Source organism: Pseudomonas sp. LH21 (genome assembly GCF_036549575.1).
In the GTDB taxonomy this organism is placed as follows: Bacteria; Pseudomonadota; Gammaproteobacteria; order Pseudomonadales; family Pseudomonadaceae; genus Aquipseudomonas; species Aquipseudomonas peradeniyensis.
This window is the reverse complement of the sequence record NZ_CP144367.1, coordinates 1,796,890-1,809,591: the sequence shown is the minus strand read 5'-3', so window position 1 is coordinate 1,809,591 and position 12,702 is coordinate 1,796,890. Positions and strand designations below refer to the sequence as shown.

Below are 12,702 nucleotides of genomic sequence, written 5' to 3'. Positions count from 1 at the left end.
GAGAGCCCCATGAGCGCAACCCGCAAAGCCTACCGAGCCGCCATCCTGCACAGCATCGCCGATCCTGCCGAAGTCGGCCTGGAGGCGTCCTGCGAATACTATGGAGATGGCCTGCTGGTGGTCGACAACGGCCGCATCAGCGCCCTGGGCCATGCCAGCGAGCTGCTGCCGACCCTCGACGCCGACATCCCGGTGCAGCACTACCAGGACGCCCTGATCACCCCGGGCTTCATCGACACCCACATCCACTTCCCGCAGACCGGCATGATCGGCTCCTACGGCGAGCAACTGCTGGACTGGCTGAACACCTACACCTTCCCCTGCGAGAAGCAGTTCGCCGACAAGGCCCACGCCGACCAGGTGGCGAAGATCTTCCTCAAGGAGCTGCTGCGCAACGGCACCACCACCGCCCTGGTGTTCGGCAGCGTGCACCCGGAGTCGGTCAATGCCCTGTTCGAGGAGGCCGAGCGCCTCGACCTGCGCATGATCGCCGGCAAGGTGATGATGGACCGCAACGCCCCCGACTACCTGACCGACACCGCCGAATCCAGCTACCGCGACAGCAAGGCGCTGATCGAGCGCTGGCACGGCAAGGGCCGCCTGCACTACGCGGTCACCCCGCGCTTCGCGCCGACCAGCACGCCGGAGCAGTTGAGCGTGGCCGGCCAGTTGCTCAAGGAGCACCCGGGCGTGTACATGCACACCCACCTGTCGGAGAACCTCAAGGAGATCGACTGGGTCAAGTCGCTGTTCCCCGAGCAGAAAGGCTACCTGGACGTCTACGACCATTTCGAGCTGCTCGGCGAGCGCTCGGTGTTCGCCCACGGCGTGCACCTGTGCGACGACGAGTGCCAGCGCCTGGCCGAGACCGGCTCGGCCATCGCCTTCTGCCCGACCTCCAACCTGTTCCTGGGCAGCGGCCTGTTCAACCTGCCCCAGGCCGAGCGTTTCAAGGTCAACGTGGGCTTGGGCACCGACGTCGGCGCCGGCACCAGTTTCTCGCTGCTCAATACCTTGAACGAGGCATACAAGGTGATGCAGTTGCAAGGCGCGCGCCTGCACCCGTACAAGTCGCTGTACCTGGCCACCCTCGGCGGCGCCCGCGCCCTGCGCCTGGACGACCGCATCGGCAGCCTGCGCCCGGGCAATGACGCCGACTTCGTGGTGCTCGACTACAAGGCCACGCCGCTGCTGGACTACCGTCTGCAGCAGTCGAAGAACATCGAGGAGACCTTGTTCGTGCTCACCACCCTGGGCGACGACCGCACCGTACGCGAGACCTACGCCGCCGGGCGTTGCGTGCACCAGCGCTGACAAGATCGCGGGGCTCCGTGGGAGCGGGCTTGCCCCGCGATAAGCGGCTAGGGCTGCTTCGCCAACCCGCGGTACAAAGCCCCGCCAATCGCCGCGCCGATCAGCGGTGCCACCCAGAACAGCCACAGCTGCTGCACGGCCCAGCCACCGACGAACAACGCCGGCCCCGTGCTGCGCGCCGGGTTCACCGAAGTATTGGTCACCGGGATCGAGATCAGGTGAATCAAGGTCAGCGCCAGGCCGATGGCGATCGGCGCGAACCCCGCCGGTGCCCGTGCGTCCGTGGCGCCCATGATGATCACCAGGAACATCGCGGTCATCACCACTTCGCTGGTGAAGCCTGCCGCCAAGGTGTAGCCGCCGGGCGAGTGCTCGCCGTAGCCGTTCGATGCCAAGCCGTTGGCCAGCTCGAAACCGGCCTTGCCACTGGCGATGAAGTAGATCACCGCCGCGGCGAGGATCGCGCCGATCACCTGGGCGATCACATAGGGCAGCAACTCTTTGGCCGGGAAGCGCCCGCCCACCACTAGGCCGAACGACACGGCGGGGTTGAGATGACAACCGGAGATATGACCGATGGCGAAAGCCATGGTCAGGACCGTCAGGCCGAAGGCGAAGGCGACACCGAGGACACCGATGCCGACCGGGGAGCTTGCGGCCAGCACCGCGCTGCCGCACCCGCCGAGGACCAACCAGAACGTGCCGACCAACTCGGCACCCATGCGCACACCCAGGGACGAACTCATGGAGCATTCCTCAAGTAATTGGACGCAACGACTGCGCAAGCCCAACTGCTTGATGAAGGTTTGCTGAAGAGAAATCTAGCAGAGCTTTGGCCGGTGGCCAGAAACGACCAGGGGCCGCAAAGCGGCCCCTGGTTCATGCAGGCAAACGATCAACCCTTGGCGGTGGCCTTGGGCTTTTTCAGCAGGTGCGAGAACACCGCGTGCAGATCGTCCGAGGCGCTCTCCTCGTCGAGGTTGAGCTTGCTGTCGATATGGTCCATGTGGTGCATCATCAGGCTCACCGCCTGTTCGGCGTCACGGGCCTCGATGGCGTCGATCAGTTGCATGTGCTCGTCGTACGAGCAGTGCGAGCGGTTGCCACTTTCGTACTGGGCGATGATCAGCGAGGTCTGCGACACCAGGCTGCGCTGGAAGCTCACCAGCGGCGCATTGCCTGCGGCCTCGGCCAGCTTGAGGTGGAACTCGCCGGACAGGCGGATACCGGCGCCGCGGTCCCCGCGGGAGAAGCTGTCGCGCTCCTCGCGGACCATCTGGCGCAGTTCGTTGAGCTGCTCGGCGGTGGCGTGCTGCACGGCCAGTTCGGTGATGGCGCGCTCGACCATGCGCCGAGAGAAGAACACCTGGCGCGCCTCTTCCACCGTAGGGCTGGCCACCACCGCGCCGCGGTTCGGCCGCAGCAGCACCACGCTTTCATGAGCCAGGCGCGACAGCGCGCGGCGGATGATGGTGCGGCTGACGCCGAAGATCTCGCCCAGTGCTTCCTCGCTCAACTTGGTGCCCGGGGCCAGGCGCTGCTCGAGGATCGCCTCGAAGATGTGCGCGTAGACGATGTCGTCCTGGGTACCGCTGCGACCGGCCTTGCCGGTACGCGCAGGTTTTTTCAGAGGTTGCAGCTGTTCGTTCATGGGCGCTCGAGCACAAGGGATCTGCCAGTCGGACCGTGACTGTAATGCCCGTCGACGGGGGGATGGCAAGTCCGGAAAGAAGATAATGGGCCAAGGTATGGCGCCATTGTACACAGGCTGACCCGTTTCTGCAGGTGGCCTTTTACCTATATAGCCGTTGTACGACCGTTTGTACGCACAAAAGATAAAACATTATTTGCTTTATTTGTACACAAAAGCATAATCCTGCGAGCAACTTCCTGACCCAGAAGTCAACAAAATGGTCGGACGTCTGCCACACCCTCCCTCGCGAAGCCCCCAAGTGCATCGGCTCAGGACCAGGCTTCGAACAACAAGAAAGACTTGAGGAGTACTCGCTGTGGAAAGCCGCAAATCCGAAGCACCTACGCTGGATCTCGCCCCACCGCTCGAATCGGGCTGGCTGGAGCGGATTTTCAAACTCAAGCGACACGGCACGACCGTCAGGACCGAACTGATCGCCGGGGTGACCACCTTCATCACCATGGCCTACATCATCTTCGTCAACCCCAACATCATGGCCGACGCCGGCATCGACCACGGTGCAGCCTTCGTCGCCACCTGCATCGCCGCCGCCCTCGGCTGCCTGCTGATGGGCCTGTACGCCAACTGGCCGGTGGGCCTGGCGCCGGGCATGGGCCTCAACGCCTTTTTCACCTACACCGTGGTCGGCACCATGGGCTACAACTGGGAAACGGCGCTGGGGGCGGTGTTCGTCTCGGGCGTGCTGTTCATGTTCCTGACCGTTTCGCGGGTGCGCGAGTGGCTGCTCAACAGCATCCCGGTAAGCCTGCGCCATGCCATGGGGGCCGGCGTCGGATTGTTCCTCGGGCTGATCGGCCTGAAGACCGCCGGCATCATCGTCGACAGCCCGGCCACCCTGGTCAAGCTGGGCTCGCTGCATGAGCCCGGCCCGCTGCTGGCGGCCGTGTGCTTCCTGTCGATCGCCATTCTCAGCTACAAGCGGGTGTTCGGTGCGATCCTGATCAGCATCATCGGCGTCACCCTGGCCGGCTGGGGCCTGGGCCTGGTCAAGTTCGGCGGGGTGATGTCGATGCCGCCGAGCCTGGCGCCGACCTGGATGGCCATGGACGTGGCCGGGGTGTTCAACGTTAGCATGATCAGCGTGGTGCTGGCGTTCCTGTTCGTGCACATGTTCGACACCGCCGGCACGCTGATGGGCGTGGCCCAGCGTGCCAACCTGGTGGCGCCGGACGGGCGCATCGAGAACCTGTCGCGGGCGCTGAAGGCCGACAGTACCTCCAGCGTGTTCGGCGCGGTGGTCGGCGTGCCGCCGGTGACCAGCTACGTGGAAAGTGCCGCGGGCGTGGCGGCGGGTGGGCGTACCGGCCTGACGGCCGTGGTGGTCGGCCTGCTGTTCGTTGCCGCGATGTTCTTCGCCCCGCTGGCCGGGATGATCCCGGCCTATGCCACCGCCGGCGCGTTGATCTACGTGGCGATGCTGATGATGGGCAGCATGGCGCATATCGAGTGGGACGAAGCCACCGACAGCATTCCGGCGATCGTCACGGTGATCATGATGCCGCTGACCTTCTCGGTGGCGGACGGCATTGCCCTGGGCTTCATCAGCTACGTGGCGCTGAAGGCGGGTACCGGCAAGTACAAGGAGATCTCGGCGAGCCTGTGGGTGCTATGCCTGATCTTCATTGCCAAGTTCGTATTCCTCTGACCCCACAGCAACAACCAAGGGCGCCTCGGCGCCCTTTCTTTTTGCCTGTTAATGACGATCCCCCTGTAGGAGCGGCCTTGCGCCGCGAATGGGCTGCGCAGCGGCCCCAGGATCTGGGCATCATGCAACATTGCCGGGGCTGCTACGCAGCCCATTCGCGGCGCAAGGCCGCTCCTACAGGGCAGGTCGCACCCGAGATGTAAAAAAGCAGGCGAAAAAAAGCCCGCCAGTGTGAGAGCGGGCCAAGGACCTACGAAGATTCTTCTAGCGACCAACTAGCTTCCACGATAGGTCGAATAGCTGTACGGCGAGATCAGCAGCGGCACGTGGTAGTGCTCCTGCTGCTCGTCGATACCAAAGCGCAGCACGACCACGTCGAGGAACGCGGTGTCCGGCAGCTTCACGCCCTTGGCGCGGTAGTAGTCACCGGCGCTGAACTGCAGTTGATAGACGCCGGTGCGGTAGTCGTCGCCCTGCAGCAGCGGCGCGTCGACGCGGCCATCGCTGTTGGTCAGGGCGGTGTTCACCAGCTCCAGCTGCTGGCCTTCGACGCGGTACAGCTCGACCTTGATCGAGCTGCCCGGGCAGCCATGCGCGGCGTCCAGTACGTGTGTGGTCAATCGTCCCATTTGCTTGTCGCCTCTTGTCGTATGCGTGGGCAAAAAATACACGGCAATCACCGGGCACGGGGCCTGCGGCGTGCGGGAATGACGTCATTAAGACAGTTTACCGATAGATTGTACACAATTTTTTATCCCCTCCCGCGCAACCTCTACAGAACAGGCCGCCAGTCGCAAAGACACGCGCCATCACGCACCCCACATCATTAACTGACCAATCGGGCAGGTTTCTTGCAAGCCATTCTCACGCGACAAATGGGAAGAAATGCGGAAAAACAGGCTTACAAAAGATTTCAGAAGTTGTATACAATCAGCCCATCCGGTGGTGCGACATCCCGACGCGGCCCGCCCACCCACCGCATTAACGAACAAGAAGGAAGACTGCAGTGAGCGCTGACTACCCACGCGACCTGATCGGTTACGGCAACAACCCACCTCATCCGCAATGGCCGGGGAATGCCCGCATTGCACTGTCCTTCGTGCTCAACTACGAAGAAGGTGGCGAGCGCAACATCCTGCACGGCGACAAGGAGTCCGAAGCGTTCCTTTCCGAAATGGTCGCCGCCCAGCCGCTGCAGGGCGTGCGCAACATGAGCATGGAGTCGCTCTACGAATACGGCAGCCGCGCCGGGGTCTGGCGCCTGCTCAAGCTGTTCAAGGACAGCGGCGTGCCACTGACCATCTTCGCCGTGGCCATGGCCGCCCAGCGCCACCCCGACGTGATCCGCGCCATGGCCGAGGCCGGCCACGAGATCTGCAGCCACGGCTACCGCTGGATCGACTACCAGTACATGGACGAGGCCCAGGAGCGCGAGCACATGCTCGAGGCCATCCGCATCCTCACCGAGATCACCGGCGAGCGCCCGGTGGGCTGGTACACCGGCCGCACCGGCCCGAACACCCGGCGCCTGGTGATGGAGGAAGGCGGCTTCCTCTACGACAGCGACACCTACGACGACGACCTGCCCTACTGGGAACCGAACAACCCCACCGACAAGCCGCACCTGGTGATCCCCTACACCCTGGACACCAACGACATGCGCTTCACCCAGGTCCAGGGTTTCAACTGCGGCGAGCAGTTCTTCCAGTACCTGAAGGACGCCTTCGACGTGCTCTACGCCGAAGGCGCCGAGGCACCGAAGATGCTATCGATCGGCCTGCACTGCCGCCTGGTCGGCCGCCCGGCGCGCCTGGCCGCGCTCAAGCGCTTCGTCGACTACGCCAAGAGCCACGAGCAGGTCTGGTTCGCCCGTCGCGCGGACATCGCCCGCCACTGGCACGCCACCCACCCGTACAAGAAAGAGAACGCCTGATGACCGCCTTCAAGACCCTCAAGCCTTCCACCCTCGAGCGCGCCGCCTTCGTCGCTGCCTTCGCCGACATCTACGAGCACTCGCCGTGGGTCGCCGAGAAAGCCTACGACCTGGGCCAGCTGGCCGAGCTGGACGAGATCGAGGCGCTGCATCAGCGCATGAGCGACATCCTGCTCAGCGCCAGCCATGCCGAGCAACTGGCACTGATCAACGCTCACCCGGACCTGGCCGGCAAGGCCGCCATCCAGGGCGAGCTGACCGAGTCGAGCACCAATGAACAGGCCGGCGCCGGCATCCACCAGTGCACCGCCGAGGAGTTCGCCCGCTTCACCGAGCTGAACGACGCCTACAAGGCCAAGTTCCAGTTCCCGTTCATCATGGCGGTCAAGGGCAGCAACCGGCACCAGATCCTCGCCGCCTTCGAAAAGCGCATCCACAACGACCAGGATGCCGAGTTCAAGGAAGCCCTGGCGCAGATCAACCTGATCGCCCTGTTCCGCCTGCTGCAGCTGTAAGCGACAGCCGAACTTTTCAGTACAACGAACATATAAGAGAGACCCGCATGCGCACCCTGATGATCGAGCCCCTGAGCAAAGAAGCCTTCGCCCCCTTCGGTGACGTGATCGAAACCGACGGCAGCGACCACTTCATGATCAACAACGGCTCGACCATGCGCTTCCACAAGCTCGCCACGGTCGAGACCGCCGAGCCCGAGGACAAGGCGATCATCAGCATCTTCCGCGCCGACGCGCTGGACATGCCGCTGACCGTACGCATGCTGGAACGCCATCCGCTGGGCAGCCAGGCTTTCATCCCGCTGCTCGGCAACCCCTTTCTGATCGTGGTCGCGCCAGTTGGCGATGCACCTGTATCAGGCTTGGTCCGAGCCTTCCGCAGCAATGGCAGGCAGGGCGTTAATTACCATCGCGGCGTCTGGCACCACCCGGTGCTGACGATCGAAAAGCGGGATGACTTCCTGGTGGTTGATCGCAGTGGTTCTGGCAACAACTGCGATGAGCATTACTTCCCCGAGGAACAGATGTTGATCCTCAATCCCCACCAATAAGAAAAGGTCGGTCATCCAAGGTCCGCCCTGAGGGTGGCCGGCGAGAGGTACATACTGTGGAAGCACACCTTCACGAATGGCTGAACCTGAGCATTCGCTGGGTTCACATGATCACCGGTGTCGCCTGGATCGGTGCATCGTTCTACTTTGTCTGGCTGGAGAACCACCTGAACCGAAGCAACCCGCGCGATGGGTTGTCGGGTGACCTCTGGGCCATCCACGGCGGTGGTATCTACCACCTGGAGAAATACAAGCTCGCGCCGCCGAAAATGCCCGAGAACCTGCACTGGTTCAAATGGGAAGCCTACTTCACCTGGATGTCCGGGATCGCCCTGCTGTGCGTGGTGTTCTACTGGAACCCGAGCCTCTACCTGCTGGCGCCCGGCAGTACCCTGAGCGGTGCCGAAGGCGTGGCCATCGGTATCGGTTCGCTGGTTGCCGGCTGGTTCATCTACGACTTCCTGTGCGACTCGCCCCTGGGCAAGCAGCCGGCCCTGCTGGGCGCCGTGCTGTTCGTGCTGATCATCGCCGCCTGCTGGGGCTTCAGCCTGGTGTTCAGCGGCCGTGGCGCCTACCTGCACACCGGCGCGATCATCGGCACCATCATGGTCGGCAACGTGTTCCGCATCATCATGCCGGCCCAGCGCCAGCTGGTGGCGGCGATCGAGAACAACCAGACCCCCGACCCGGTGCTACCGGCCAAGGGCCTGCTGCGTTCGCGCCACAACAACTACTTCACCCTGCCGGTGCTGTTCATCATGATCAGCAACCACTTCCCGAGCACCTACGGCAGCCAGTACAACTGGCTGATCCTGGCCGGGATCGCGGTGGCCGCGGTACTGATCCGTCACTACTTCAACACCCGCCACGACAGCAACAAGTACGCCTGGACCCTCCCCGTCGGTGCCCTGGCGATGATCTGCCTGGCCTACGTGACCGGTCCCAAGCCGCTGCCGACCGCCCCGGAACAAGCCGCCGCCAAGGTCGAGTACCAGCCGCTGCCAGCCACCGCCGTCGGTGGCAAGACCGCCGCCGAGCTGCGCGCCGAGGAGGCCGCCAAGCCTGCCCAGGCACCGGCTGCGGAACCAGCCCAGGCCACGGCCCAGGCGGCCACCGGCAGCTTCGACAAGATCCACACCGTCATCCAGGAACGCTGCACCGTGTGCCACTCGGCCAAGCCGACCAGCCCGCTGTTCAGCGCCGCTCCTGGCGGCGTGATGTTCGACACCCCGCAGCAGATCCAGGCCCAGGCCGCGCGCATCCAGGCGCAGGCCGTCGCCAGCCAGATCATGCCGCTAGGCAACATCACCCAGATGACCGTCGAGGAGCGCAAGCTGGTCGGCGACTGGATCGCCAACGGCGCGCGGGTCAACTGATACACCCCACGACTGCGTGGGCGCGGGCTTGCCCCGCGATGAGGCCGGTACTCCCGGCCTCGCTTCCAAGCTCTACGTAACAAGCAAGCATCGAGCGTTCGGCTTCACGCGGGTCCCCAGCCTCCTTCACCGGAGCCTGCCACATGAAGCCGCCCGCTTGGATCCGAGAATAAAAACAAAACTCGAGGTGCTGCATGTCCGAGTCACCCAAGGCGTACATCCCTGTTGCGCCGCCACGACAGCCCCTGCCCTTGTTCCAGCTGATCCTGGTGGGTCTGCAACACGTTCTGCTGATGTACGGGGGCGCCATCGCGGTGCCGCTGATCATCGGCCAGGCGGCGGGCCTGTCCCGCGAAGAAGTCGCCTTCCTGATCAACGCCGACCTGCTGGTCGCCGGCGTTGCCACCATCATCCAATCCTTCGGTATCGGCCCCGTGGGCATCCGCATGCCCGTCATGATGGGCGCCAGCTTCGCCGCGGTCGGCAGCATGGTGGCCATGGCCGGCATGCCCGGTGTCGGCCTGCAGGGGATCTTCGGCGCGACCATCGCCGCCGGGTTCTTCGGCATGCTGATCGCGCCGTTCATGTCCAAGGTCGTGCGTTTCTTCCCGCCGCTGGTGACCGGCACGGTCATCACCTCCATCGGCCTGTCGCTGTTCCCGGTGGCGGTCAACTGGGCCGGCGGCGGCCATGAGGCGCAAGCCTTCGGCGCGCCGATCTACCTGATGGTCGCCGGCCTGGTTCTGGCGGTGATCCTGCTGATCAACCGCTTCATGCGCGGTTTCTGGGTCAATGTGTCGGTACTGGTGGGCATGGGCCTGGGCTATGTGCTCGCCGGTTCCATCGGCATGGTCGACCTGTCTGGCCTGAGCGAGGCGCCGTGGTTGCAGGTGGTCACCCCCCTGCACTTCGGCATGCCGACCTTCAGCCTGGCGCCGATCCTGTCGATGTGCCTGGTGGTGGTGATCATCTTCGTCGAGTCCACGGGCATGTTCCTCGCCCTGGGCAAGGTGACCGATCGTGAAGTCACGCCGGGTATGCTGCGACGCGGCCTGCTGTGCGACGCTGGCGCGTCGTTCATCGCCGGTTTCTTCAACACCTTCACCCACTCCTCGTTCGCCCAGAACATCGGCCTGGTGCAGATGACCGGGGTTCGCTGCCGCTACGTCACGGTGATGGCCGGCGCGCTGCTGATCCTGCTCAGCCTGCTGCCCAAGGCGGCCTTCCTGATCGCCTCGATCCCACCTGCGGTACTGGGCGGCGCGTCCATCGCCATGTTCGGCATGGTCACCGCCACCGGGATCAAGATCCTCCAGGAAGCGGATATCGCCGACCGGCGCAACCAGCTGCTGGTCGCGGTCAGCGTCGGTTTCGGCCTGATCCCGGTGGTGCGGCCGGAGTTCTTCGCGCAGATGCCACAGTGGATGGAGCCCATCACCCACAGTGGCATCGCCATGGCCACCCTCAGCGCCCTGGTGTTGAACCTGCTGTTCAACATCCTCGGCGGCGCCGACCGCGCCGCGCACAACGATGCCTGTCACCAGCATTGAGTGACCAGGGGCGGCGCCGTGCCGGCCGCCCCGTTCCAACCACGCGGTAACGCTGGACCGTCGGCCCGCCGGAATGGGCCGCCCGGGGCGCTTGCGCGCCGAAAAAGCCCTTACAAAAACAATAAGTCCGGGAATCACAACATGAAGCGCATCACCACGTCCGTCCTGCTGGGCAGCAGCCTGCTGGCCACCCTCCCCGCCCACGCCGGCGAATGGCTGCAATGGCACGGCGAAAGCCTGTCCTACCTGTACGGCAAGGACTTCAAGGTCAACCCCGACATCCAGCAGACCATCACCTTCGAACATGCCAACAAGTGGAAGTACGGCGACACCTTCCTGTTCGTCGACAAGATCTTCTACAACGGCAAGGCCGACCCCGGCAAAGGCGTGACCACCTACTACGGCGAATTCAGCCCGCGCCTGTCGTTCGGCAAGATCTTCGAGCGCAACCTGGCCTTCGGTCCGATCAAGGACGTGCTGCTGGCCATGACCTACGAACGAGGCGAGGGCGACAACGAGGCCTACCTGATCGGCCCCGGCTTCGACCTGAACGTGCCCGGCTTCAACTACTTCACCCTGAACTTCTACCTGCGCAACACCGAAGGCAGCCGCCCCGGCGACAACGTCTGGCAGATCACCCCGGCCTGGTCGTACACCATCCCGGTGGGCAAGTCCGACATCCTGATCGACGGCTACATCGACTGGGTGGTCGACAACGACCAGACCCGTCGCGGCACCTACCACGCCAACCTGCAGTTCAACCCGCAGGTCAAGTACGACCTGGGCAAGGCCCTGAACCTGGGTGCCAAGCAGCTCTACGTCGGCTTCGAATACAGCTACTGGAAGGACAAGTACGGCATCGACAGCCACGGCAACGTGGACAGCAACCAGAGCGTGGCCAGCGCCCTGGTGAAGGTGCACTTCTGAAAAACTGACCGAACGCCCAAATTTTCACCACCGTGCTCCAGGACGGAGCACTTGAGGCCCGGCGCGCAAGTGAGTAATCTGCGCGCCCCCTCGATCGGGGCGGGAAGGATCCCGCCCGCGTTTGCTGACCGCTCAGTCAATGTTTCCGGGCGGTTGGCCAACGTGTTGCCAGCGTGAAATACCCATTTCATCCGTTCAGAAAGACGTCGAGCAGGATGGTTGTGCCCAACGTGGAAAAGTTGGCGCAGCTCTTGCCAAACAGCTGTGGCCAATTGAAAAAAGCTGACCCAAAAGACAAGAACAGCGCCCGAGCGCTGACAACAGATCCAATCAAGGGAGCGACACTCGCAATGCGTACCGTTAATAGCCTGATCCTCGCCGGTGGCCTGCTGGCCTGCGGCGCCAGCCAAGCCGGCGACCTGCTGCAATGGCAGAACAACAGCCTGACCTACCTGTGGGGCAAGAACTTCAAGGTCAACCCCGAGATCCAGCAGACCGTGACCTTCGAGCACGCCGATGCGTGGAAGTACGGCGACAACTTCTTCTTCCTCGACAAGATCTTCTACCAGGGCAAGAAGGACGCCAACAACGGCCCCAACACCTACTACGGCGAGTTCAGCCCACGCCTGTCGTTCGGCAAGATCTTCGACCAGAAGATTGAGTTCGGCCCGGTGAAGGACGTGCTGCTGGCGATGACCTACGAGTTCGGCGAAGGTGACACCGAGTCGTACCTGATCGGCCCCGGCTTCGACCTGGCCATCCCCGGCTTCGACTACTTCCAGCTGAACTTCTACCAGCGCACCACCGACGGCAGCCGTCCGGGCGACAATGTCTGGCAGATCACCCCGGTCTGGTCCTACACCATCCCCGTGGGCTCGTCCGACATCCTGATCGACGGTTTCATGGATTGGGTGGTCGACAACGACGAGAACCGTCGCGGCACCTATCAGGCCAACCTGCACTTCAACCCGCAGGTCAAGTACGACCTGGGCAAGGCGCTGCACCTGGGCGAGAAGCAGTTGTACGTGGGTATCGAGTACGACTACTGGAAGAACAAGTACGGCATCAAGGACAGCGATGCCTTTACCACCGATCAGAACACCATGAGCTTCCTGGTGAAAGTGCACTTCTGATCACACAGCGCTCAGGCTCTGTCTGACGTGGGAGCGGGCTTGCC

12 protein-coding genes are annotated in these 12,702 nt (G+C 63.6%); 9 read left to right on the top strand and 3 right to left on the bottom strand.

Features of this window, described 5'->3' with window-relative positions; all coding sequences use genetic code 11:
- Positions 1-9 precede the first annotated feature (9 nt).
- Entirely contained in the window at positions 10-1,314 is a 1,305-nt protein-coding gene (gene guaD, locus VUG52_RS08455; protein WP_050706594.1) for a guanine deaminase, read from the top strand.
- Positions 1,315-1,361: 47 nt separating this feature from the next.
- Here guaD and aqpZ read toward each other — a convergent pair whose 3' ends face one another.
- Positions 1,362-2,060: an aquaporin Z gene (gene aqpZ / locus VUG52_RS08450; protein WP_050706595.1), complete on the bottom strand. Its 699-nt coding sequence runs from the start codon at positions 2,058-2,060 to the stop codon at positions 1,362-1,364.
- Between the two features lie 149 nt (positions 2,061-2,209).
- The gene (locus VUG52_RS08445; RefSeq protein ID WP_028692849.1) at positions 2,210-2,965 is read right to left on the bottom strand and encodes a GntR family transcriptional regulator; all 756 of its coding nucleotides are present in this window, start codon (positions 2,963-2,965) and stop codon (positions 2,210-2,212) included.
- 358 nt (positions 2,966-3,323) lie between these two features.
- Between VUG52_RS08445 and VUG52_RS08440 the strand changes: the two genes are divergently transcribed.
- On the top strand, positions 3,324-4,673 hold the full coding sequence (locus VUG52_RS08440; RefSeq protein WP_198742761.1) for an NCS2 family permease: 1,350 nt from the start codon (positions 3,324-3,326) through the stop codon (positions 4,671-4,673).
- Between the two features lie 275 nt (positions 4,674-4,948).
- On the opposite strand, the gene uraH is transcribed toward VUG52_RS08440, so the two are convergent.
- Entirely contained in the window at positions 4,949-5,302 is a 354-nt protein-coding gene (uraH, locus tag VUG52_RS08435; RefSeq protein ID WP_028692847.1) for a hydroxyisourate hydrolase, read from the bottom strand.
- Positions 5,303-5,679: 377 nt separating this feature from the next.
- Between uraH and puuE the strand changes: the two genes are divergently transcribed.
- The 7 genes from puuE to VUG52_RS08400 all read left to right on the top strand — a co-directional run bounded on the left by puuE (position 5,680) and on the right by VUG52_RS08400 (position 12,658).
- On the top strand, positions 5,680-6,606 hold the full coding sequence (gene puuE, locus VUG52_RS08430; protein ID WP_028692846.1) for an allantoinase PuuE: 927 nt from the start codon (positions 5,680-5,682) through the stop codon (positions 6,604-6,606).
- Positions 6,606-7,121 (top strand): 2-oxo-4-hydroxy-4-carboxy-5-ureidoimidazoline decarboxylase, encoded by a 516-nt coding sequence (uraD, locus tag VUG52_RS08425; RefSeq protein WP_028692845.1) that lies wholly within the window; start codon positions 6,606-6,608, stop codon positions 7,119-7,121. Before puuE ends, uraD begins: the two co-directional genes overlap by 1 nt.
- Positions 7,122-7,168: 47 nt before the next feature.
- The gene (locus VUG52_RS08420; protein WP_050706598.1) at positions 7,169-7,672 is read left to right on the top strand and encodes an ureidoglycolate lyase; all 504 of its coding nucleotides are present in this window, start codon (positions 7,169-7,171) and stop codon (positions 7,670-7,672) included.
- A 56-nt stretch (positions 7,673-7,728) separates the two neighbouring features.
- Positions 7,729-9,048 (top strand): urate hydroxylase PuuD, encoded by a 1,320-nt coding sequence (locus VUG52_RS08415; RefSeq protein WP_050706599.1) that lies wholly within the window; start codon positions 7,729-7,731, stop codon positions 9,046-9,048.
- Positions 9,049-9,242: 194 nt separating this feature from the next.
- Positions 9,243-10,598 carry a nucleobase:cation symporter-2 family protein gene (locus VUG52_RS08410; RefSeq protein WP_028692843.1) on the top strand — a complete coding sequence of 452 codons (1,356 nt, stop codon included), beginning with the start codon at positions 9,243-9,245 and terminating at the stop codon, positions 10,596-10,598.
- A 141-nt stretch (positions 10,599-10,739) separates the two neighbouring features.
- Positions 10,740-11,525 (top strand): outer membrane protein OmpK, encoded by a 786-nt coding sequence (locus VUG52_RS08405; RefSeq protein WP_023629830.1) that lies wholly within the window; start codon positions 10,740-10,742, stop codon positions 11,523-11,525.
- A 350-nt stretch (positions 11,526-11,875) separates the two neighbouring features.
- Positions 11,876-12,658, top strand: a complete 783-nt coding sequence (locus tag VUG52_RS08400) for an outer membrane protein OmpK (protein WP_050706601.1) — start codon at positions 11,876-11,878, stop codon at positions 12,656-12,658.
- Positions 12,659-12,702: the final 44 nt, after the last annotated feature.